The organism is Pseudoalteromonas sp. MMG010 (assembly GCF_018100905.1).
In the GTDB taxonomy this organism is placed as follows: Bacteria; Pseudomonadota; Gammaproteobacteria; order Enterobacterales; family Alteromonadaceae; genus Pseudoalteromonas.
On sequence record NZ_JAGJEG010000010.1, the window covers coordinates 1 to 23579 of the forward strand.

21 protein-coding genes and 1 other RNA gene are annotated in these 23579 nt (G+C 39.6%); 17 read left to right on the forward strand and 5 right to left on the reverse strand.

What is annotated here, in order from left to right; all coding sequences use genetic code 11:
- Positions 1-436: 436 nt before the first annotated feature.
- From dolP to J8L70_RS11355, 4 genes are read right to left on the reverse strand one after another with little or no spacing between them, the layout of a single operon-like run.
- Entirely contained in the window at positions 437-1003 is a 567-nt protein-coding gene (dolP, locus tag J8L70_RS11340) for a division/outer membrane stress-associated lipid-binding lipoprotein (RefSeq protein WP_211055701.1), read from the reverse strand.
- Positions 996-1589 (reverse strand): SIS domain-containing protein, encoded by a 594-nt coding sequence (locus tag J8L70_RS11345; RefSeq protein ID WP_211055702.1) that lies wholly within the window; start codon positions 1587-1589, stop codon positions 996-998. Before J8L70_RS11345 ends, dolP begins: the two co-directional genes overlap by 8 nt.
- 42 nt (positions 1590-1631) lie before the next feature.
- Entirely contained in the window at positions 1632-2003 is a 372-nt protein-coding gene (locus J8L70_RS11350) for a YraN family protein (protein WP_211055703.1), read from the reverse strand.
- A 19-nt stretch (positions 2004-2022) separates the two neighbouring features.
- Positions 2023-3900 carry a penicillin-binding protein activator gene (locus tag J8L70_RS11355; RefSeq protein WP_211055704.1) on the reverse strand — a complete coding sequence of 626 codons (1878 nt, stop codon included), beginning with the start codon at positions 3898-3900 and terminating at the stop codon, positions 2023-2025.
- A gap of 61 nt (positions 3901-3961) precedes the next feature.
- On the opposite strand from J8L70_RS11355, the gene rsmI reads away from it, so the two are divergent.
- From rsmI to J8L70_RS11385, 6 genes are all read left to right on the forward strand, one after another.
- Positions 3962-4819, forward strand: coding sequence for a 16S rRNA (cytidine(1402)-2'-O)-methyltransferase (rsmI, locus tag J8L70_RS11360; protein ID WP_211055705.1), 858 nt, complete (start codon positions 3962-3964; stop codon positions 4817-4819).
- A gap of 41 nt (positions 4820-4860) precedes the next feature.
- Positions 4861-5224, forward strand: an RNA gene (rnpB, locus tag J8L70_RS11365) — RNase P RNA component class A.
- A 206-nt stretch (positions 5225-5430) separates the two neighbouring features.
- Positions 5431-7752 carry a TonB-dependent receptor gene (locus J8L70_RS11370; RefSeq protein ID WP_211055706.1) on the forward strand — a complete coding sequence of 774 codons (2322 nt, stop codon included), beginning with the start codon at positions 5431-5433 and terminating at the stop codon, positions 7750-7752.
- 45 nt (positions 7753-7797) lie between these two features.
- Entirely contained in the window at positions 7798-8085 is a 288-nt protein-coding gene (locus J8L70_RS11375; protein ID WP_211055707.1) for a hypothetical protein, read from the forward strand.
- A complete protein-coding gene (locus J8L70_RS11380; protein WP_211055708.1) occupies positions 8082-9692 on the forward strand; it encodes a PepSY-associated TM helix domain-containing protein in 1611 nt (536 codons plus the stop codon). Before J8L70_RS11375 ends, J8L70_RS11380 begins: the two co-directional genes overlap by 4 nt.
- Positions 9689-9916: a hypothetical protein gene (locus J8L70_RS11385; RefSeq protein ID WP_211055709.1), complete on the forward strand. Its 228-nt coding sequence runs from the start codon at positions 9689-9691 to the stop codon at positions 9914-9916. The genes J8L70_RS11380 and J8L70_RS11385 overlap by 4 nt, the downstream gene beginning before the upstream one ends.
- A gap of 12 nt (positions 9917-9928) precedes the next feature.
- Here the strand turns inward: J8L70_RS11385 and J8L70_RS11390 are convergent, their stop codons facing one another.
- A complete protein-coding gene (locus J8L70_RS11390) occupies positions 9929-11008 on the reverse strand; it encodes a mechanosensitive ion channel domain-containing protein (protein ID WP_211055794.1) in 1080 nt (359 codons plus the stop codon).
- Between the two features lie 123 nt (positions 11009-11131).
- On the opposite strand from J8L70_RS11390, the gene J8L70_RS11395 reads away from it, so the two are divergent.
- From J8L70_RS11395 to murG, 11 genes are all read left to right on the forward strand, one after another.
- Positions 11132-12079, forward strand: coding sequence for a YihY/virulence factor BrkB family protein (locus J8L70_RS11395; RefSeq protein WP_211055710.1), 948 nt, complete (start codon positions 11132-11134; stop codon positions 12077-12079).
- Positions 12080-12506: 427 nt separating this feature from the next.
- Positions 12507-12965, forward strand: a complete 459-nt coding sequence (mraZ, locus tag J8L70_RS11400) for a division/cell wall cluster transcriptional repressor MraZ (protein ID WP_211055711.1) — start codon at positions 12507-12509, stop codon at positions 12963-12965.
- 25 nt (positions 12966-12990) lie between these two features.
- Complete coding sequence (gene rsmH, locus J8L70_RS11405) at positions 12991-13929, forward strand: 16S rRNA (cytosine(1402)-N(4))-methyltransferase RsmH (protein WP_211055712.1); 939 nt, start codon at positions 12991-12993, stop codon at positions 13927-13929.
- On the forward strand, positions 13926-14252 hold the full coding sequence (gene ftsL, locus J8L70_RS11410; RefSeq protein WP_211055713.1) for a cell division protein FtsL: 327 nt from the start codon (positions 13926-13928) through the stop codon (positions 14250-14252). The genes rsmH and ftsL overlap by 4 nt, the downstream gene beginning before the upstream one ends.
- The gene (locus tag J8L70_RS11415) at positions 14249-16066 is read left to right on the forward strand and encodes a penicillin-binding transpeptidase domain-containing protein (RefSeq protein ID WP_211055714.1); all 1818 of its coding nucleotides are present in this window, start codon (positions 14249-14251) and stop codon (positions 16064-16066) included. The genes ftsL and J8L70_RS11415 overlap by 4 nt, the downstream gene beginning before the upstream one ends.
- A complete protein-coding gene (locus tag J8L70_RS11420; protein ID WP_211055715.1) occupies positions 16059-17531 on the forward strand; it encodes a UDP-N-acetylmuramoyl-L-alanyl-D-glutamate--2,6-diaminopimelate ligase in 1473 nt (490 codons plus the stop codon). Before J8L70_RS11415 ends, J8L70_RS11420 begins: the two co-directional genes overlap by 8 nt.
- Positions 17532-18923 carry a UDP-N-acetylmuramoyl-tripeptide--D-alanyl-D-alanine ligase gene (gene murF / locus J8L70_RS11425; protein ID WP_211055716.1) on the forward strand — a complete coding sequence of 464 codons (1392 nt, stop codon included), beginning with the start codon at positions 17532-17534 and terminating at the stop codon, positions 18921-18923.
- On the forward strand, positions 18917-19999 hold the full coding sequence (mraY, locus tag J8L70_RS11430; protein WP_211055717.1) for a phospho-N-acetylmuramoyl-pentapeptide-transferase: 1083 nt from the start codon (positions 18917-18919) through the stop codon (positions 19997-19999). Before murF ends, mraY begins: the two co-directional genes overlap by 7 nt.
- A complete protein-coding gene (gene murD, locus J8L70_RS11435; RefSeq protein ID WP_211055718.1) occupies positions 20000-21334 on the forward strand; it encodes a UDP-N-acetylmuramoyl-L-alanine--D-glutamate ligase in 1335 nt (444 codons plus the stop codon).
- Positions 21331-22506: a cell division protein FtsW gene (ftsW, locus tag J8L70_RS11440; RefSeq protein WP_211055719.1), complete on the forward strand. Its 1176-nt coding sequence runs from the start codon at positions 21331-21333 to the stop codon at positions 22504-22506. Before murD ends, ftsW begins: the two co-directional genes overlap by 4 nt.
- The gene (gene murG / locus J8L70_RS11445; RefSeq protein WP_211055720.1) at positions 22503-23579 is read left to right on the forward strand and encodes an undecaprenyldiphospho-muramoylpentapeptide beta-N-acetylglucosaminyltransferase; all 1077 of its coding nucleotides are present in this window, start codon (positions 22503-22505) and stop codon (positions 23577-23579) included. The genes ftsW and murG overlap by 4 nt, the downstream gene beginning before the upstream one ends.

Below are 23579 nucleotides of genomic sequence, written 5' to 3' on the forward strand. Positions count from 1 at the left end.
GAATCACTGAATCACTGAATCACTAAATTACTACTCTAAAGCGCAGCGTCTCTAGAGCGAAGCGCCTCTTTGTGCATACATGTCTTAATCACTTAACTACTTAAAAACCAAAGACAAAAACCAATGCTCACAAAGAGAAGAAAATGAGGGTAAATGAGAAGTGAATAACACCTTCAGTCACTGAATCACTACTCTAAAGCGCAGCGTCTCTTTGTGCATACATGTCTTAATCACTTAAAACCAAAGACCAAAGCCAATGCCCATAAAGAGAAGAAAATGAGGGTAAATGAAAAGCCAAAAGGCGATCTAATCACTCACACCTTTAAAGCGGGTCATTTGTTTGTGTATAAATGGCTTAAATAATGACTTACAAAGGGGGGATACATACGAAAACAGCAGCGATCAGATGAGATCGCTGACAAAGTGTTTATGGCTGTTACAAATACTCAAATACTTTAATAACGCGTTCAACACCTGAAATGTTACGTGCAATATTAACGGCATTATCGGCTTCGGCTTGCGATACCAGCCCCATTAGAAATACTTCACCATTTTCAGTCACGACCTTGATACTATTACCACTGACATTTTTAGCAGTAAGAAGCTTGGTTTTTACCTTTGAAGTTAACCAGGTGTCGTGGCTTTGCGTGGTTATGCCAATATTAGAACTTAACCTAATTTGATTATGAATTTTACGAATTCCATTAACGCTCTCAACAGCCTTTTGTGCTTGGTCTTTAATGCTCTGGTTAGCCACTTGCCCTACGAGCAACACAATGCCATTAAAACTAATAACATCCACGTTAGCCGTTTCATTAATACTGTGTACTTCGCTAAATGCAATACTGGCTTTTATTTCTATATTATTATCGTCGATTTGAGAGCCAAGAGTGCGACGGTCGTTTGCTGCGGTGACCGCACTCGCTGTGCCTGCAACAACAGCTGCTGCACAGCCTTGTAATAATAAAACAGTACCTAACACTATAACTGTGCGTTTAAACATAGGTTTCTTCCTGCGGGAATAAGGTTAAATCTACTAACTCACTTAAACAATGTAAGTTAACTAAATGAGACTCAATGATACGGCTAGGGCGTTTTGATGGCGTTCTTATTTCTACATCGTTAGGGCCCAGTAAGCCGACTAATTCGCCGCCATCATCACCAACCATTACAATTACGTTCATATCACGCGTTAAAGCAGCTTCTACAGCAGATATGATATGTTTTTCGTTGCCATTAATAGCAAAAGCTAAAAGCAAGTCACCTGGCTGTGCAAAGGCCCTTATTTGGCGGGCAAAGGTGTCATCATCATTTTTTTGTGACTGTTGTCCAAGATTAATATTTTCTTGCGACAGAGCAATAGCCGGTAAACAAGGTCGTTCGGTTTCATAATGATTAACTAACAAGCCGGCAATGTGTTGTGCAAGCATGTGGCAATTAGCTGTGCCGCAGCAAATTAGCTTATTACCATTAATAAGGCTTTGTGCAATGGTAAATGCGGCGGATTCAAGTGCACTAGGTAGCACTTCTCCAGCGGCAATTTGAACCTGAATACTTTCTTTAAATATTTCTTTTATAGTGTCTTGCATAACTTACCAATTTTTAGCGAATTCAATAAATAATCAATGTGACTAAAATACGTTTTTTAACCAGTTTATGGTAGGAGAAGCTTCCCCTGTAATTGCAATGTAATCGATTCTTAGCGCTTGGTTTTTAATATTATTGGTTGCTAAGTAATGATAAATAGTACGCTTTAAACGCCCTTGTTTTTGTTTACTTAAAGCATAATTTGCACCACCTCTAAAGGTGTTTTTTCTAAACTTTACTTCAATAAAAACAAGTGTGTTGCCTTGTTTCATTATCAGATCTAACTCCCCAAATGGGCAGTAATAATTCCGCTCTATGGGTATTAAACCTTGTGCAACTAAGTATTTTTGCGCTTCAAGCTCATAATATTGCCCTTTTTCGCGGCTATTATGCCACAGCTGTTTAAACCACGACATAATCTCTCCTTAGGTAATATTAATTTACGGTATTAATATTTTCAGCCGATTGCATAAATAAAGGGATGGGCTGTGCTGTTTTCAATTCAACGACTTTAATTTGTCTATTTTTATACTGTGCCCATTCAAGCTCTCGCTTAATATAACCATAGTCATTTATGCTTAGCTTACCACTGATCCCATTATATTGATTACCAGGTTGAGCGCTTAGCTGCTTTATTTGAGGCAGTATTAATACCGAATCATATGCCATTGCAAACAAACGCTGGCTAATATCAGCTTGATCAGGCCACAACGAATTATATACAGAGCGTAACGATTTTAGTGTAACTTGATCAGGGAGCATCCAAGGTAGCTCGGTAAAATATAACCCGTCTAAATCCCCTTTATCGGTTTTATCTATTTGCTTACTGTGGCTTTTTGAACTGGCATACAACGGGATTTTATCGGCAAAAGTACTCACGTTTACATCGAGATAAGGCTTTATTAGCCGTGTTTCTGTGGTATCGCCTAGTATATAAATGACATCGATATCACTGCGAGAACGGGTCTCGCTTTCAACTTCTTTTTTAAATAATGATTTAATGATGTTAATTCGTTCTTTACTGGTATCAACTTCTAATAAATTAGTAATTGTATTGGGCATATCTTGTTTATTATCGTAAAAACCAATTTGCGGTTTTATTTCGCTATAGCGCTGCCATTGCGTTTGAAAGTATTCAACTAATCGCTGGCCATTTGCATTGTTAGGTGCAAGCAACATAGGCTTTTGATAACCCGTTGCTAAAAAGTGCTCTAACGCTTGTTGTACTTCGTGTTCAGGGCTTAAAGCGAAAAAATAATGTTGCGATGATTCTCTATCGGTGTCAATACTATTTAAATGTAAAGTCGGGGTATTAATAAAGGTATGAGCATTGGCCAGCTTATCAATATTACCTTTTAATAATGGGCCAATAATAAAATCTGGAGCAAAGTCTTTAATCTTATTATTAATCTCTTCGACAGTTAAGTTTTCATCAATAAATAAGGTGTCAATTTCTTTTGCTTTATCGAGTGCTGCTAACGCCCCTGCTTTTAATGCATTACCAAAATGTTGATTAGCCCCTGTTTCTGGCGTTAAAAATACCAAGCGTTGAATATTATAAGGTGTTAAATCAATTAGCTCGTCGGTTTTTTTGGGCAAAATAGCATGGGCAGGGTGGTCAATATATTTTCGACGCCAATTGTTAATTGCTTGCTCTAATTCTATTTCAGAATTGGCATACACTTTATAATAAAGTGCTAAATTAACCCAACCTTGTTGTTGCACTGTACCACGGTTAAAGCGCTCTAGCGCGTATGTTGATAACTGTTTTAAGTTTTCCCATAAATCGTGATTTAGTTCAGCGATGGCGATATTATTTTTAGTAGCCGATTCTGAAGCGCGAAAAAAATAAGGTACAGCGCGTTTTGGTAAATTTTGTGATGCATAAATACCGGCGGTTAAATACTGGTGCCACACAAAATGCTCCGGCTCGCGTAGCGTATCATCGAGTGACGTTAATATACTTAATGCTTCGCTGTTTTTACCTAGCTGTTTTTGTGCATATGCGTAATAAAGTCGGTTTTGAACCTGATCTACCTGTGGAGTCAATTCTAAATCATTACAAATTGTGGCCAATAATGACCAATCACTTTGTGTTATAGCAGCATCGCGCGCACTGTACAGTAGCTGTATTTTGTCGGCTCCTTGGCGATTTAACGCCAACTGATATAATGATTGCGCATTTAATGTTTGATTTTTTGCTGTATCGACAGTGTTACTCACACTATCACTACTTTTAATTGGTTTTTCGGTTGTGCTGCACGCCGATAACCCTGACAATATAATTAATAGACTAACAAGTTTAAGTCGCACAATGATTTCCCAATACGTTAACGCGATTTGCTTATATTACTGACTGATGCAGGAGACCTCAATGTTAAATGAGGAGAATTCAAATAAAATTGGCACACTTTATATTGTGGCCACCCCAATTGGCAACTTTGACGACTTAAGTCAGCGTGCAATTGCGACATTATCGCAAGTAGACTTAATTGCGGCTGAAGACACTCGCCACACTGGTAAGTTATTAAGCCACTTTGGTATTAAGGCAAAAACGTTTGCGCTGCACGATCATAACGAAAAACAAAAAGCGCAACAAATTATTGATCAGCTTAATCAGGGTTTAAATATTGCACTTGTTTCTGATGCAGGAACTCCGCTAATAAGTGATCCAGGTTATGCTGTTGTTAATTTGTGTCGTGAGCAAGGTGCGCATGTTACACCTGTTCCAGGAGCATGTGCGGCAATCACAGCGGTGTGTTGTTCTGGCTTACCGACTGACCGCTTTCAATTTGTTGGTTTCACGCCGGCTAAAAGTAAAGCGCGCCAAGACTTTTTTATTGAAGCCGTCAACTCAGGCATAACTAGCATTATGTATGAAAGCACACATCGAATAATGGCAAGCCTTGAGGATTTATCACAGGCTTTAGGTGAAGCGCAGCAAGTTGTATTTGCTAAGGAACTCACTAAAACCTTCGAAACATTTTTTAGCGGCAGCGTAAAGGATCTAAAGCAATTTTTAACCGACGATCCAACCAAGCAGCGCGGTGAAATTGTACTTATGCTACCGGGTAAACCAAAAAAAGTAGACGACGTACCACCTGAGGCGCGTAAAATGCTAGCGCTACTTGAAAATGAAATGCCAATGAAAAAAGCGTGCGGTGTGGTTGCGGAGTACTTTGGTATGAAAAAAAATGCCTTATATAAAACAATTATTGAAGAAAAAGAGTAAATATTACTGCGCTTGGCGTTAGCCTCATGTATACTGCGCGCCGAGTTAGCCAAGATAATCGCTGCCTGTGACGAAAATGATCAGGGGGAGGAAAGTCCGGGCTCCATAGGGCAGAGTGCCAGCTAACGGCTGGGGGGCGTGAGCCCACGACAAGTGCAGCAGAGAGAAGACCGCCAATTTCGGTTGGTAAGGGTGAAAGGGTGCGGTAAGAGCGCACCGGGCCACTGGTAACAGTTGGTTGCAAGGTAAACTCCACTCGGAGCAAGACCAAATAGGGTTCCTTAAGGTGTGGCCCACATCGGAACCGGGTAGGTTGCTTGAGCCATAGAGCGATTTATGGCCTAGACGAATGATTATCACTTTCTTCGGAAAGGACAAAACCCGGCTTATAGGCTAACTCACTCATTCAATAAAAGCCCGCAGTTAACGCTGCGGGCTTTTTTGTGCTTGTTTTAAAAGTAATTATCTTCATTTACCTTCATTTACCTTAAAAGTACATATTTCAGCTAAAAATTAACACCTGGTATTAGTTTTATATTTCTTGTTAACGAAAAAGGGAATATAATGATAGTAATTATCATTTACAATATTAATACGGAGTTTAATTTTTTATGGTCTTTCACCCCTCAAAATCATTATTAGCATGTGCTGTGTCATTGGCATTTTCAGGTCTAGCGGTGAGTAATGCTGCTTATGCTGATGATATTAAAGAAATAGAAAAAATTATGGTGAAGGGTCAAAAAATTGATCGTACTTTACAAGAAACCCCCGCAAGTGTTGCTGTTATTACCAGTCAAACGATAGAGCGTGAAAATTTAAACGATTTTTTTGATGTATTAGCACGCACACCGAATGCATCGGGCAGCGATGGTGCGGGTTTTAATATTCGTGGTATTGATGCCTTTGGTGTTACCGATGGCGGATCTGGTGGTCTTGCTAGTGTTTATGTTGATGGGGCGCCGGTGCCTTATAGAATGATGCAACAAGGTGCTTTTTCAACTTGGGATATTGGTCAGGTTGAAATTTTACGCGGCCCACAATCTACATTACAAGGGCGTAATTCGCTTGCTGGTGCGGTTGTTATGAAAACGCGTGATGCTGTGCAAGAACCTGATTTTAAAGTACGTGTAGGTGTGGGCGAATATGGTCGTACTGAAGCTGCGATTGCCTTTGGTGGTGGTTTAATTGAAGACGAACTTTCATTTCGTGTTAGTGCAGAAAAGCGTGACTTTGATGGTTACAATACTAATGTAAGCACGGGTGAAACATCTGATTATGATAACAGTGAATTTTACCGCGCTAAGCTTCGTTACACGCCGTCTGCATTACCTGAGTTTGAAGCACAACTAAGCTTTATGCACAGCGAAAATGAAAAAGGGGTTCCTTGGGTAATGGAGGAAAGTGGTGATGCTGCTTATCCAATAAATAACATTTATGAAGACCGCTATGTGTATTTAGACTCGCCTACATTTGAAACCACCGCAAACGATTTATATATATTAAATCTTGATTATGATATTTCAGATGAGTGGTCTTTTTCATCAATTACTACGTACTCGGATGCTGAATATGGCTATGAATGGGATGGTGATGCAAGCTTAATACAACCGCAATCTGTTTTAACCGATACACGTATTGATGAAACGAGCACTCAAGAACTTCGTTTTACTTATGAGGGGGATAAATTATCAGGACTTATCGGTTTTTATTACTCAGATTTAGATGTCTTTGATTCAAGTGGTGGTGAGCGCGGTATTACCTTTGAACAACTCGGCGTTCGTACATTACTTACTGCGCCAAGCGAATTTGGTGGCTTAGGTTTACCTGATGCCTTGGCTGATCAGGTGTTACAATTTTATGCCGGGGCTGATCCTGTTTTTATTGGCCAGTCTTCTGACTTTACACAAAAAGTAAAAACAAAAGCATTATTTGCTGATTTTACTTATGAAATAAATGATGCATGGGATGTATTTGCTGGTCTTCGATACGATAAAGAAGAGCAAGCAAATGGAACGGTTGCAGATATATACATTACCGATGAAACGCAAAATGCATTGCCTGATCCGGCTGATTTTGCTGCCGACCCTCTATTATCGCAATTAATTGCAGGATTAAATCAACAGCTATATGCCATGGCTGATGGTGCATCGGGTGATGAGCCCGTTGAAGATGCTTCTTTTTCTGCATGGTTGCCAAAGTTAGGCGTAACGTATCGCTTTAATGATGATGTTTCGAGTAGCTTTACGATTCAAAAGGGATATCGTTCAGGTGGTGTAGGCACCAATGTTGCCCAAGCTACGGCCTTTACGTTTGACCCAGAATATACGTGGAATTACGAACTGGCAGTGCGCTCGGTGTGGCTTGATGATTCATTAGTTGTAAATGCTAACTTATTTTATCTAGATTGGACTGATCAACAAGTATCAGTTTATTTATCAGGAAACCAATATGACCGTGAAACACGTAATGTTGGTGAGTCGCACGTACAAGGTTTTGAAACAGAAATTAGCTATGATTTATCGCCAACTATCAATGTATACGGTGGTATTGGGTACTCAAAAACTGAGTTTGATGAATTTAGTGCAAGCTTTAATGGTGAAGAGCAAGATTACAGTGGCCTTTCATTTGAAGGAGCCCCACAGTGGACCGCTTTACTTGGGTTTGATTATGCAAATGGTGCTGGATTTATTGCTAATATAAACGCAAGTTATACAGGCAGTTCACAGCGTCTTGCAACCAGTGCCGATCCAAAAAATGACGCGCATTGGTTGGTTAATTCTCGTATTGGTTATGAGTGGGATAATTATGGCGTATATGCATTGGTAGATAATTTATTAGATGCTGAATATGTTGCGTTGGCTCCTGCTGGTTTTGGTAATCAAACTCTTGGCGACCCTCGTACTGCAAGCGTGCGCTTTGAAGCTAAGTTTTAATAAAGAAAAGTGGTTACTTATTTAGTAACCACTTTAGGATTTATAATGAATAAAAAACAAACCTTTTCTGCCACGAAAAGGCGCCATTTTATGGCGTGTGTGTTGGCGTTAATTACTGCGGTGGTGATGATCCCTGGTATGACAACTTATTTACCCTTTGCAATGGAGGAGCAAATATTAATTCCGATTATGTTGTTTCCATTTATTTGGGCTGGGTTGTTTATATATGCTTATATGGCTGAAAAAGCATGGCAGCCTTGTATCTTTATGTTAACTATTATTATTAGTCATGCGGGTTTGAGCTTTTTTGCAATATCAGGAGCGCAAGGATGAAGTCTATTTCATTAAAAAAGCTATTTTTATTACATAGCTGGGTAGGTATTGTTACTGGTATTTTACTTTTTATTGTGTGCTTTAGTGGGGCAATAGCAGTATTAAGCCGCCCTGAACTTAAAATTTGGGCAAATCCAGAATTACATCAGTTAAGTGCTTTACCTAGCGAAAAAGTAACGGCATTGATTAACCAGTACCATGAGCAAGTGCCGCCAGAGTTTGGTAAAAATATACATGTGTATTTGCCCACCGGCCACAACACACATTTATTAACTATTTTATTTGAATCGCACGATGGTGATGAAAACTACGACCAAGAAGCGGCCTATGCTTATCAGTTTGATCCACGTAACTTTGAGCTAGTGAATGAATATTATGGCGCGGCTGATTATTTTTACGAAAACCGTAAAACGGATGCTCCATCATTTATTGGTCACTTCCATGCTGATTTACATTTAGGACGCCCGATAGGTTTGATCCTAACCGGCTTTTTAGGTTTAACGTTGCTGGTTTCTACCATTACAGGATTATTTATCCATCGCCAGTTAATAAAAGAGCTTTTTACTTTTAGGCGCAATAAAAATTTAGATATTGTGGTCAATGATGCCCATAAAATTATGGGGATTTGGGGAAGCTTATTTCATGGGTTAATTGGGTTTACAGGTGCCTTTTTAGGACTGGCCACAATTATATTATTACCTGCCGCAGCGTTTGTGAGCTTTGGTGGCGACCAAGATAAACTGGTTGAAAAATTTACCGCCATGCCAGAGCCTGTTATTTCTTCTCAATATCAAGCTACTGATATTAATAGTGTGTTAGTGGATGCTAAAACCCGTTACCCGAATGCCAAAGTGGTTGATGTTACGATTATGGCGCACAATGATAAAAATGCTGAAGTGTATTTACGCCTAATTGGGGGGGATGCCGTGGCCTCTCAGCTTTTGCAGTATCATGGTAGTGGTGAGTTTAGTAAATCAATGAGTATTTTTGGTGATATTCCAGGCCCTGCAATTAAAATGCTTGAGCTGTTATTTCCATTGCACTTTGGTAACTTTGCTGGTGTATTTGTTAAAATGATTTGGCTGTTTTTAGGCTTAACCACGGCGTTATTGCCGCTGTCAGGTATTATGATGTGGTTAGCTAAGCGTAGTCGAGGCAGCAACCCGACATTATCACAACGTGCTTATCAAACTTGGAATCGCGTTATTATTGGTAGCTGTGGTGGGTTAGTACTTGCTACTGCTATTTTATTTCCGATACAGATAGTTTTAAACCACTTTGTCGCAGTGCAATTTCATAACGGGTATTTTGGGCCGTTATTCTTTTACTCTTGGCTGGCTTGGTGTGTTTTAGCTATTTTTCCCATTAATTATCATCGCTTTTTACAATTAACGCTGGTTATTACAGGGCTTGCTTGTATTTTGGTTTTACCATTAAATATTTTATTGTCATCAAGCCATGCATTGACTGCTAATAACTTATTAGTGACGGTGGTTGATATTAGCTTTTTATTCATTGGCGTTGGCATTATTTATTTGAGCCAACGTATTGTGGCTAATCGTTTTGAGCTTAGCCAAAAACCGGCTAAAGCACAGGAGCTAGTATGACATCATTTTATTTAATTGTAGGGTGTTTACTGTTACTTAGTAGCAGTCTATTACTGCGAAAAGCCAGTACATTAAGTCGCTGGTTAAGCTTAGTCGTACTGGTTATTGCGATGCTGTTTTTTGTTATGGTGTATGGTGTACTCGGCGGGGTATTTGTTGCTATTGCCGCAGCGCTGTTAATTGGTTTATTAACCGCTTTTGTTTTAGGCAAAGTTCACCCATAAAGCGTTATAACGCTAAATAATATTTTTACCTTGTTCGGGATCCCGTGAGTATTCAGCTTGCTCACGGATCTCGTCAGTATCACTGCTAATATCATCAAGGTTAGTGGTGTGTTGTTCATCATGATGCTTAGTTTTTAGCGTTGCTGATTGTTCTTTAATTTTAATACTGTTATTAACCTCTTCATTTTGATTAAGTAAAATTCGTTCTCGAGCATCATCGGGCATGCTAATACTATGATTTGTAAACTCATTCACTAAACTACGCATTAATTGTGATGCTACTTTTAATGGACTATGTTGGTTGCTGTTTACCCAAAAATAGAGTGTTAGGTTTAATGTTGATGATCCTAAATTATCAATGAGTACTTGCGCGGGAGGATCGGTTAGCACCGCATTTTGTTGATTAGCAATGGCTAAAGCGAGCGTTTGGGCGTTGCGAATATCGTTATCATAACCAATACCAATGTTAACTTTAGCGCGCATTTTAGGATTGGCTGTGAGGTTTTTAATTGTATTTTTATACACGGTGGCGTTGGGTATTTGAATATGATTACCATCATAATCGACTAAAGTTGTTGCTCTGGCTGTCACTTTCTTAACTATCCCAAGTCGGTTATCAACTTCAATAACATCGTCTATTTTAAAAGGGCGCTGTACACTGAGTAATAAACTCGCTATAAAATTTTCGGCAATGTCTCTAAAGGCAAAACCCAATATTAACCCTATCAACCCAGTTCCGCTCATTACAGCGACAGCAAATTCAGTTAATCCGGCTAGACGTAAAAATAAATACATCCCTAATAGTAAAATGAGTATGCTGATCCCACGCCTAATAACAAGGTGCAATAATTTACTATCACTCATATATAAAATAGGTTTAATAAGTAAACGCGATAGCGGCGCTGCAATAAAATAGCTGGTGGCTAATACAAAAAATGCAAGTAATAAGCTGGGTAATATTTGCACGGTTGTTTGTAATAATTGCATTATTTGCAGGTGTAAAAAATCCCAATTTACCTCAGTGCTAACTCCTTTTATACTTGCTGAAAGACCTAATGTTGTGCAGATTAATGCGCTAATGTGATAAAGCATGGCGATAATTTTGATTATGTGGTCATATCTTTTCATCGCAATTTTAATGCCAGTTATTTGCTAACCGACATTGGCAAAAATTTTGCTCTATTCACACTTAAGTGAAATTTTTGAGTGTGTACTATGACTAAGCCAAATCATGGCCAAACAGCACAACAACCCAGCCAAATTCCTCTTTTAGGTTGGTGGGATATTGCTAAACGTACTTATCAACAAATAGCCCAAGATAACTTATCTTTGGTTGCCGCAGGTGTTGCATTTTATGCATTGCTTGCTATTTTTCCTGCCATCGCTGCTTTAGTGTCTGTGTATGCGTACTTTTCTTCTCCTAGTGATATTAGTGAGCATTTAGCTCACATTGTTACTATGTTGCCGCAAAGTACTGGTGAATTGCTTTTATCGCAAATATCTAATTTGGCAAAAAGATCAGATGCAAGCTTAAGTTTTAGTGCCATAGGGACACTTATTTTAACTATTTGGAGTAGCTCTAAAGGCAGCCAAGCATTGATAACGGCATGTAATATTAGTTATCACGAATACGAAAAACGTGCATTTTTTAAAGCATTAATGGTGCGTTTTTTGTTTTCGGTAGGGGCGATTGTAGTGGCAACTTTTTCATTGTTAATTATTGGTATTCTTCCCATTATACTTAACTTAGTTGGGTTAAAAGAAAGTGTAGATATATTCATTAATGCGATTTCTTGGCCCATTTTGGCGTTAACGTTTAATAGCGCTTTAGTTTTATTATATCGCTATGCACCTCATCGAAAACCAGCTAAGTGGCGCTGGATCACATTAGGTTCAGTCACTGCGACTGTTTTATGGATTGCTGCATCAATTGGTTTTTCATTTTATGTGGCACATTTTGCCAGTTATAATGAAACTTATGGCTCATTAGGTGGAGTTGTGATCATGTTAATGTGGTTATACATTAGTGCTTATATTGTAATTCTAGGTGCGGTACTAAACGCATCATCTGAGCAACAAACAGCTAAAGACAGCACCATTGGCCCCGCTAAAAAGCGTGGAGAGCGAGGTGCCTATGTTGCCGACAAGTTTAAAGGGCAATAAATATTATAAAAACACTTTATTATCAGTGATTTGCTTTTTATTCTATTGCCTTTATATTGCTGGGTTTTGTATGGTGTGAGTATATCAGTGACCTAAAATCCATACTGAGCAATGCCTACATTAATTATATTAAAGGTTATTTATAATTTCCCTTCATCGATTGTTTTAAATTTAATCAATTTAGTTTTTATTCCTGCATAAAAATATTTTTCAAACTATTAAATCCAGTTTTCCCCACTTATTTCAACCGCTTCGCTTTAGCCCTTATTTTTTCTAGCTTTACAGCAACGCAAAGCCGTGCAGATCACTTGACAAAAAGCCTTGTCAAGCCCTAAACTGGAGCACTGTGGTGAAAAGTGGTTTTTAGTGGATCTAATTGGGATCAAATTAATCAAAAAAATAATATAGGTTACAAAGTAGGCTTTTTATGTTTCGTGGTGCAAGTTCACTGAGTTTAGATGATAAAGGACGGTTTGCGGTGCCAATGAAGTACCGAGATACCTTATTGTCTGAAGATCAGGGAACAGTAATTTGTACAGTGGCATTACATGACCCTTGTTTATGGTTATATCCCTTAGCTGAGTGGATCGAAATAGAAAGTCGCTTAGCTAAAATTTCAACGATGGATCCGCGCGCTCGTCGCATGCAGCGCATGCTATTAGGTAACGCGACAGAATACCAACTTGATAAAAATGGCCGAATTTTGCTTGCTCCGACTTTACGAGGGCATGCTCAATTAGGCAAAAAAATAATGTTAGTCGGGTTAATTAACAAGTTTGAAATTTGGGATGAGGCGCGTTGGCATGAACAAATGCGCCAAGATACTGAAATTGAAAGACTGGGTGAGTTTGATTCGACTTCAGAACTCAATAATTTAGCTTTTTAAATAGCAACAAGGCTTGTAAAAAATAATGACATCGCAATTTGAACACGTATCAGTATTGATGGAAGAAACCATTGAAGGTCTGGCTATTAAGCCAGACGGAATTTATATGGATGGTACTTTTGGCCGTGGTGGACATTCTGGTCAAATACTTGCGCGTTTAGGTGAAAACGGAAAGTTACAGGCGATCGATCAAGATCCACAAGCCATTAAATCGGCTGAAAAATTTGCTGATGATGCGCGTTTTTCGATTGCTCATACTCGTTTTTCAAATATTTATGATGTTGCCCAAGAACATGATTTATTAGGCCAAGTAGATGGTATTTTACTTGATATAGGGGTTTCTTCACCGCAATTAGATGATGCAGAGCGCGGCTTTAGCTTCATGAAAGATGGCCCTTTAGATATGCGTATGGATCCAACCAGTGGCCGCAGCGCAGCGCAATGGTTAGCAGAAGCTGAATTAGAAGACATTACCCATGTAATAAAAACGTATGGTGAAGAAAAGTTTGGTCGTCGAATTGCGCACAAAGTACTTGAGGTACGTGAGCACACGCCAATTACAACCACAAAGCAATTAGCCGATTTAGTTGATGAAGCTGTGCCTGTTAAAGATAAATACAAACATCCAGCAACGCGTACTTTCCAAGCAATACGTATTTACATAAATAGTGAGTTAGAAGAAATTCAAACAGCATTACAATCAGCCATTAAGGTACTTAAGCCCGGCGGCCGTTTAGTGGTTATTTCATTTCATTCTTTAGAAGATCGTATTGTAAAACAGTTTATTAGAAAGCAAAGCAAGGGTGAGGCTATTCCTCGTGGTTTACCTTTAACAAATGATCAAATCAATCTAAATCTTACTTTAAAAGCAATTGGTAAAGCGATTAAACCCAGCGCAGCAGAAATAGAACGCAACCCACGCTCACGAAGTTCTGTGCTTAGAGTGGCGCAAAGATTGGGATGAATAAAAAAGCGAATTATCGCCAACCAAATTTATTTTTAGAAGTAATTAAAGGCCTAGGAGCTAATAAGCTAACCTCGGCCTTGTTGGTTGTTATATTCGTATCAAGTTTTGCTGTGGTACAGGTAACACATTTAGCAAGAGCGCAGCTAATTCAGCAAGATAAATTATTACAACAGCGCGATGAACTCGATTTGCAGTGGCGTTATTTGCTAGTTGAAGAAGAGTTTTATTCACAGCATGCGCGAATTGAAGACATTGCAACAACACAATTGCAAATGAAACGACCTACCAGTCAAAATGAGCAGGTAATTATTTTACAATGAGACCTCGTAATAAAAAGACAACAAATAATTTAATTGCTTGGCGCTTTATGTTGGTGTGCACGGTTGTTTTTTTAGTGTTTGTTACTTTAGTTTCACGTGCTGCTTATTTACAAGTGATTGAGCCTGATAAAGCGCGATCAGAAAGTAATAAACGAACGGTACGTGTTGAAAAACTACATGTTCAACGCGGTATGATATTTGACCGCCATGGTAAAGAGTTAGCTGTAAGTGTACCCGTTGTGAGTGTTTATGCTGACTCAAATGCATTGTACGATTATTTAATTGTTAAAGTATTAAAGCAAGCTAAAAAAGCAGGCGAAGATACTAAAGCGCTGGCTAAAAATAGAGACGAGCTAATTAAGCGCTCGGTGGTTTTGTATAAAAACGATGTACGTTGGCGTGAACTGGCCGATGTGCTGCGTTTAGACCCAAATAAAATAAATGCACGTTTATTAAATGTCCCTAAGCGTAAATTTGTTTATTTAAAACGCCAAGTTACCCCCGCAGTGGCTAATTACATTTCAAAGCTACGATTACCTGGCGTTCATTTATTAAATGAATCAAAGCGTTATTACCCTGCTGGCGAAGTCACAGCACACGTTATCGGCTTTACTAACATTGATGCTAAAGGTATTGAAGGAGTAGAGAAGCTATACGAAAGCGCGTTAACGGGTAAAGAAGGCCGCCGTACGATTCGAAAAGATGCACGCGGGCGTGAAGTTGAAGTATTAAATGAAACACAGCGAGTTGAACCCGATAATATTCAATTAAGCATCGATCAACGTATTCAAGCAATTGCATATAAAGCAGTAAAATCTGCAGTGCTTAGTTATAAAGCCACCTCTGGTTCAGCCATGGTTATTGATGTTAAAACCGGTGAAGTACTGGCGATGGTTAATAGTCCTTCGTTTAATCCCAATAACTTAACAGATGCTGCACCGCATAAACGCCGTAATCGCGCCATTACCGATTTGTTCGAACCAGGCTCAACCGTTAAGCCTCTAGCCATTTTAGCTGGATTAGACTACGGGGCTATTAAAGCAGATGACAAGATTGATACTTACCCAGGCTGGATGCGTTTAGGTGGTAGCTTAGTAAAAGATACCCGTAATCATGGTGAAATGTCACTACGCGAAATATTAAAGTACTCATCAAATATGGGGGTAACAAAGGTAACTCAGTTAATCCCTAAAGATTATTTTGTTGGATTATTTGAAAAAGTAGGCTTTGGTTCTGACTCTGGAACCGGCATGGTCGGTGAAAGTAGCGGTTTATTTTATCCAAATAGACGTTGGTCAGATCATGAAATTGCCGCGTTATCATTTGGTTATAATATTGCTGTTAGCACAGCACAAATGGCTCGCTTTTACGCCATGTTAGGGGCGGGCGGAATTAACCGTCCACTGACAATATTAAAGCAAGAGACACCGCCAGCAGGTGAGCGTATTTTTAAAGAAAAAGACGTGGAAGCGGTTGTACATATGATGGAAAGCATCTTTGAAAAAGGCGGTACAGCGAGCCGAGTTAAAGTAGATGGTTACCGTGCTGCAGGTAAAACAGGGACTTCTAAAAAAGCAGCCGTAGGTGGTTATGGTGATGAATATGTAGGTTATTTTGCCGGTGTTGCACCAGCAAGTAACCCACGTTTAGCTGTGGTAGTGATGATAAATGAACCCGGCGGCGATGTGTACTATGGAGGTGCCACTGCTGGCCCTGCATTTGCTGAAATCGTCTCTAACGCATTGAGAATATTAAATGTCGCACCCGATAAGGAATCGGTTGCGTACGTAGAAGGTAAAGACAACGATGCGTAATTTACAATCAAGCTTAAAACACATAGAAATTGATGCACAAGCGCAAACGGTACGCCATTTGCGCTTAGATAGTAGAGAAGTCACCCCTGGTGATGTATTTGTGGCAATTAAAGGCCATGAATTAGATGGTGGCCATTTTATTAAGCAAGCAATAGAAAACGGTGCCGTGGCAGTTATTGCTGATAGATTATGCGATTTTGAAAGTGACTTTGAGCCTTTATATTTAGTCACTAACCTTGATAAAAAACTGCCAGAATTGGCAAGTCATTTTTATGGGCAACCGAGTAAACTGCTAGATGTTATAGGTGTTACTGGCACTAATGGTAAATCAACAACCACGGCAATGATTGCTTCGTTAGCGCAATATTGTGATACACCAACGGCCATTATAGGCACGTTAGGTTATGGCAGCATTGACTCCCTGACGCCATTACTTAATACAACCCCATCCACTGTCGATTTACAGCGTATTTTAAATAGTTTACAGACACAAAATAAACGCTTAGTCGCGATGGAAGTCTCGTCGCATGCTTTAGTGCAGCAACGAGTTTCGCAGTGCCACTTTAAAGCGACAGTCTTTACCAATTTATCGCGCGATCACCTCGACTATCATGGTGATATGGCCAATTATAGCGATGCTAAGTTGATGTTGTTTCGTGATTACAACTCTCAGTTAGTCGTGCTAAATCAAGATGATGATCAAGCTCAACTTTGGTTAGAACAACACGATTTTAATAACTTAATTTGTTATGGGCGCAAAAACCTAACCCCAGATAATGCTAAATATGTGTATTTTTCAGATGTTTGTTATAGCAATGCGGGTATTTCAGCAAAATTAACAACCAGTTGGGGCAATGTTGCAGTTAAGTCGCCACTGTTTGGTGAGTTTAACTTATATAATTTAACAGCCGCTATCGCCACTTTGCTAGGGCTTGGTTACTCTTTGGATCAGCTTGTTGCTGGGTGTGAACTTTTGCAACCAGTTGCAGGAAGAATGCAAGCATTTAGCGCTGCGGATAAGCCGACGTGCGTCGTTGATTATGCACATACCCCACAAGCATTAGCACTGGCTTTACAAGCACTGCAGCATCATGTTCCAGGTGGGGTTAGTTGCGTATTTGGCTGTGGTGGTGACCGTGATAAAGGCAAGCGCGTATTAATGGCACAAGCCGCAGAGCAATTTGCGAACAAAGTTATTATTACTAGCGATAACCCGCGCTCAGAAAACCCTGATGATATTATTGCCGATGTTGTTAAAGGGTTAGACAATCCTCAGCATGCACATTTAGAAGCAGATAGAGGGGCGGCAATTGCGTATGCAATTGATAATGCAGCGGCCGATGAGGTTGTATTAATTGCTGGCAAAGGGCATGAAGATTATCAAATAATTGGCGATCAGCGCATTGATTTTTGCGACCGCCAATTTGTACAACAACAATTAAAAAATAATAAGAGGGATAAATAAATGATCCCAATGGATTTTGATTGGTTAGCCTCGGTACTTAAAACCGACTATAAAGGCGCTAATCAAGCAGTACTAAATATTAATACCGATACTCGCACTGTAAGCAGTGGCGATGTGTTTTTAGCGCTGCAAGGACCTAATTTTGATGGTCATCAATTTGTGCAACAAGCAAAAGATAAAGGTGCAGTGGCAGCGATTGTAAGTGAAAAACTTAATATTGATTTACCACAATTTTTAGTCAGCGATACTCGTATTGCACTTGGTGAAATTGCCGCAGCGGTTAAAGCTGAGGTAAACCCTAAAACAATTGCCATTACTGGGAGTGTTGGTAAAACTACAGTTAAAGAAATGTGCGCAGCGATTTTATCGGCTCATGGCAATGTTTTGGCAACTAAGGGTAACTTTAATAACGATATCGGTGTGCCACTAACCTTACTGAGACTGACTCCTGAGCATCGTTATGCGGTGATTGAGCTTGGTGCTAATCATATCGGTGAAATTGCTTATACCACATCGTTAACAAAGCCCGATGTCGCCGTTGTTTGTAATGTAGGTGAAGCTCATTTAGAAGGCTTTGGTAGTGTAGCGGGTGTAGCAAAAGCAAAAGGCGAAATCTTTAGCGGATTAAAACCACAAGGTGTTGGGGTTGTTAATTGCGATAGTGAATTTAGCTCAATGTGGTTAAATACTTTAAACGAGCATAAAGTAAAACGTTTTTCAAATACCGAAAAGCTTGATGTATGGGCCGAAGATATTGTGTTAGATGATTTTGCCCAAGCTCGTTTTATGCTGTGTACAGCTGCGCAAAAAGTCCCTGTTAAGTTAGCTTTGCCAGGCAAACACAATGTTACTAATGCATTAATTGCTACCGCACTTACTCTCGAATTTGATGTACCGTTAAATCATATTGCAAACGCATTAGAGACAATGCCTTATGTGGCAGGGCGAGTTAATTTAATACCTGTTAATCAATATTTTACAGTAATTGATGATACTTATAATGCCAATGTTAAGTCGGTAAAAGCCGCAATTGATTTACTTTGCGATACCCCAGGTAAGCGTATTTTAGTACTCGGTGATATGGGGGAGTTAGGTGACGATGCCGCTTCGTACCATGAAGAGGTGGGTGAGTACGCATTACAGCAAGGTCTTGATGCTTTATATACCGTTGGCGAATTGAGTCGTTATGCAAGTGATGTATTTAACACAGCTAATCGCCATTTTAGTCAACGTAACGATTTAAGTAAGGCATTAATGTGTGAGCTACAACAAGCTTCGTTATGTAAAACAACCGTTTTAGTGAAAGGATCACGCAGTTCTCGTATGGAATTATTAGTAACCGATTTAGTAAGTGGCCAACAACATGCCATTAATGGAGTATCGCAATGTTAGTTTGGCTGGCAGAGTATTTAGCCCAATATTTTAGTGGCTTTCATGTTTTTTCGTATTTAACACTTCGTGCCATTTTAGGTATTTTAACTGCTTTAATGATGTCGTTATATTTAGGGCCTAAGTTAATTCGTTCGTTGCAACGTATGCAAATTGGCCAAGTTGTGCGTGACGATGGGCCTGAGTCGCATTTATCTAAAAAAGGTACGCCTACCATGGGCGGTTTACTGATTTTAGCCGCTATTTTTACCAGCACTTTATTGTGGGCTGATTTATCAAACAAATATGTATGGGCAACCTTATTTGTTATTGGTTCACTTGGTTTAGTCGGCTTTATTGATGACTACAGAAAAGTAATACGTAAAGACCCTAAAGGGTTAATTGCGAAATGGAAATATTTTTGGCAATCCGTTATCGCTTTGGTTGTTGCTACGGCTTTATTTATGACCAGTACGCAGGCAAACGAAACGTCATTAGTTGTGCCTTTCTTTAAAGATGTACTTCCGCAACTTGGCTTGTTTTATATAGTAATTACTTACTTTGCCTTAGTGGGTACTTCTAACGCCGTTAACTTAACCGATGGGTTGGATGGCCTAGCGATTGTACCGACAATTTTAGTGGCGGCCGCATTAGCAATTATTGCTTATCTAACGGGTAATATTAACTTTTCGGCTTATTTACACATTCCACATTTACCATTAGCCAGTGAGCTTGTGGTGGTATGTACCGCTATTGTCGGTGCTGGACTTGGATTTTTATGGTTTAACACTTACCCAGCGCAAGTATTTATGGGCGATGTCGGTTCACTGGCTTTAGGGGGAGCGCTGGGAATTATTGCTGTATTGGTTCGCCAAGAGCTGCTGTTAATTATTATGGGAGGGGTGTTTGTAATGGAAGCACTGTCGGTAATATTACAAGTGGGTTCTTATAAACTACGTGGCCAACGTATTTTTAGAATGGCGCCAATTCATCACCATTACGAATTAAAAGGGTGGCCAGAGCCAAGAGTTATTGTGCGTTTTTGGATTATTTCAATTGTACTGGTGTTAGCTGGTCTTGCGACGTTAAAGATAAGATAAATGCAATATATTAACGAGATAAAAAACAAACAAATAACAGTGCTCGGACTCGGTGTAACCGGTCTGGGCATTGTGCGTTTTTTATTGTCTCAAGGAGTACCGGTTAAAGTGGTTGATAGCCGAGCTCAGCCACCTGGATGTGAATGGTTAAAACAGCATGCACCTAATCTAAAAACTCACTTTGGTGATTTAGCTGATGCTTCGTTATCGCAAAACGATATGATCATTATTAGCCCAGGGTTAAGTTTAACCATCCCAAGCATTGCGACTGCGATTGCTGATGGGGTTGAAGTGATTGGCGATGTTGAATTATTTGCACGTATTAATACCAAGCCGGTGGTTGCAGTAACAGGCTCAAATGGTAAATCTACCGTAGTCACCTTGGCGTATCAGGTTTTACAAACGGCGGGTTATAATGTCGCATTAGGCGGTAATATTGGCACGCCGGTGCTAGATTTACTCGACACCGAATATGATGTTTATGTACTTGAATTATCGAGTTTTCAGCTTGATACAACAACAAGCTTAACACCCATTAGTGCAACAGTACTTAATATTTCTGAAGATCATCTTGATCGCTACGACAGCTACCAAGCCTATATTGATTCAAAATTAAGTATATACAATGGTGCACAACTATTAGTACACAATGCTGATGATAGCCAAACTAAGCCGGTTAATAATTTAGATGCACCGCAAGTTAGTTTTGCCCAGAAAAATGGCGATTATTATCTAGCTGACGTTGAAAATGAACACCACTTTATGACACCAGAGAGCGCTATATTGCCAGTCAGTGATTTAGCGGTAGTAGGTAAACATAATTATCTAAATACCTTAGCGGTAATGGCATTATTGAGCCCATTTAATATTACGAAAGCGCATTATAAAGCCGCCTTAAATACATTTAATGGCCTAGCGCATCGTTGTCAGTTTGTTGGTGAATATAATACGGTTAAATATTTTAATGATTCAAAGGCCACCAATGTAGGCGCGACCATTGCGGCGATTGATAGTTTAGCAGGCGATACTCAAAACTTAATTGTTATTGCCGGTGGTGACGCAAAAGGCGCCGATTTAGATGTACTTACGCCATATTTAGAAAAACATGTTAAAGCGCTTATTTGTTTTGGTAAAGATGCTAAAGCGCTTGTTGCATTAACGGCTAAAGGGCATTTAACCCAGAACATGTATGAGGCTGTTAACTTGGCATCTGCGATAAGTCAGCCCCATGATATTGTTTTACTCGCACCGGCATGTGCCAGTATTGATATGTACAGTAATTATATGCAGCGCGGCGATGATTTTGTTAAGTGTGTAAGGCAGGTAACAGTATGATTGCTTTTGCAGATATAAAACAAGCTATTACGCCAAAACCATCGGCACAATTATACGATGTGCCTTTGCTTTATTGCATGTTAATGCTCATTGGTGTGGGCTTTATCATGGTAACCAGTGCCTCTATGCCCACTGCTGAGCGACTGTATGACAATCCTTATCATATTATTATTCGCCATAGCATGTTTTTACTCATGGGCTTAGGTTTATTTTGGATAACAGTTAGTGTGCCAATGGATTGGTGGAAGCGATCTAACCCCTATTTACTGTTGTTTGGGATGGTTTTATTAGTTGCGGTATTAATTGTTGGCCGAGAAGTGAACGGGGCAAAACGTTGGATCCCCATCGGGCCTATTGGCTTTCAGGTGGCTGAGGCGGCTAAGTTATTCTTTTTTAGTTATATTGCAGGCTATTTAGTAAGAAAACGCGAAGAAGTACAAGAAAATATAAAAGGCTTTGCTAAGCCTATTGCGGTGTTTGCGGTTTACGCATTATTAGTATTACTCCAACCTGATCTCGGAACCGTGGTTGTTATGTTTGTAACGACTGTCGGATTATTATTTTTAGCGGGTGCAAAACTATGGCAGTTCTTTGTATTAATTTTAACGGGGATTGGCTTGGTTGTACTTCTTATTATTGTTGAGCCTTATCGAATGGCGAGGGTTGTTGGATTTTTAGACCCTTGGGACGACCCATTTGGCAAAGGTTATCAATTAGTGCAATCGTTAATGGCTTACAGCCAAGGTGGTTGGTTTGGCCAAGGCCTAGGAAACAGTGTACAAAAGCTACAATATTTACCAGAGGCTCATAACGATTTTATTTTTGCTGTTATTGGTGAAGAACTGGGCCTTGTGGGGGTTGTAAGCATTTTAATGGTATTGGCAACCTTGGTTTTTAGAGCCCTATTAATAGGCCAACAAGCATTAAAGTGCCAAAAAGAATACGAAGGTTATTTTGCTTTTGCGATAGGTATTTGGTTTGCGTTTCAAACCATGGTTAATGTAGGCGCGAGCGCAGGGATTTTACCGACTAAAGGGCTTACATTACCGTTTATTTCATACGGTGGTTCGAGTTTATTAATTATGACAATAGCGACAAGTATTTTATTACGTGTAGATTTTGAAACCAAAATGGCCACTAAGCAAGCAACCTCTGGGGGCGCCAAGCGATGAGCAAAAAGTTAGTCGTTGTAGCTGGTGGCACTGGCGGACATATTTTTCCAGGTATTGCGGTTGCCGATTATTTAAAGCAACAAGGTTGGCAAGTCAGTTGGATTGGTACCCCCGATAGAATGGAAGCAACGGTTGTGCCTAAGCATGATATTGATATTGATTTTATTAATGTGAAGGGCGTACGTGGTAACGGAATTAAGCGTTTAATTAAAGCCCCATTTATGGTTATTAATGCGATTTTACAAGCGCGTAAAGTACTCAAAAAACAGCGTCCCGATGTGGTGTTAGCAATGGGTGGCTATGTTACAGGTCCTACGGGAATTGCAGCAAAAAGCTTGTCTATACCGCTGGTGATCCATGAGCAAAATGCAGTTGCGGGGATGAGCAACAAATACTTAGCTAAGTTTGCCAACAAAGTATTGGCTGCTTTTCCGACAGCATTTGCAAGTAATAACGTTGAGGTTGTTGGTAATCCAGTGCGTGAAAGTGTGGCAAATGTTGCAACACGTTCAGTATCTTCACCAATTAATATGTTGGTGGTGGGTGGTTCTTTAGGTGCACAAGTTTTAAATCAAACATTGCCAGAAGCGTTTAATGTATTAGCACAAAATAACAAATTAAATGTATGGCACCAAACGGGTCGTGGTCATTTAAATAAAGTGCAAAACGCTTATACAGAACAAGGTTTCACGAACGAAACTGCTAAAGTCGCTGAGTTTATTGATGATATGGATGGTGCTTATGAATGGGCCGATATTGTTATTTGTCGTGCTGGAGCATTAACTGTGAGCGAAATTGCAGCTGCGGGTAAAATGGCTGTATTTGTACCATTTCCACATGCGGTTGATGACCATCAAACGGCCAACGCGCAGTATTTAGTGAACGCGAAAGGCGCATTGTTAATGCCACAGCCAATGTTTAATCAAGAGACGTTAGTGGCGCTATTAACACCGTATTTAGCAAACCCTAGTTTAATTAATGAAATGGCCGAAAAAGCAAAAAAATTAGCCATTTTAGATGCCACAGCAAGTGTTGCAAAACACTGTGAGCAAGTAACAGTTAAGAGAGTTTAA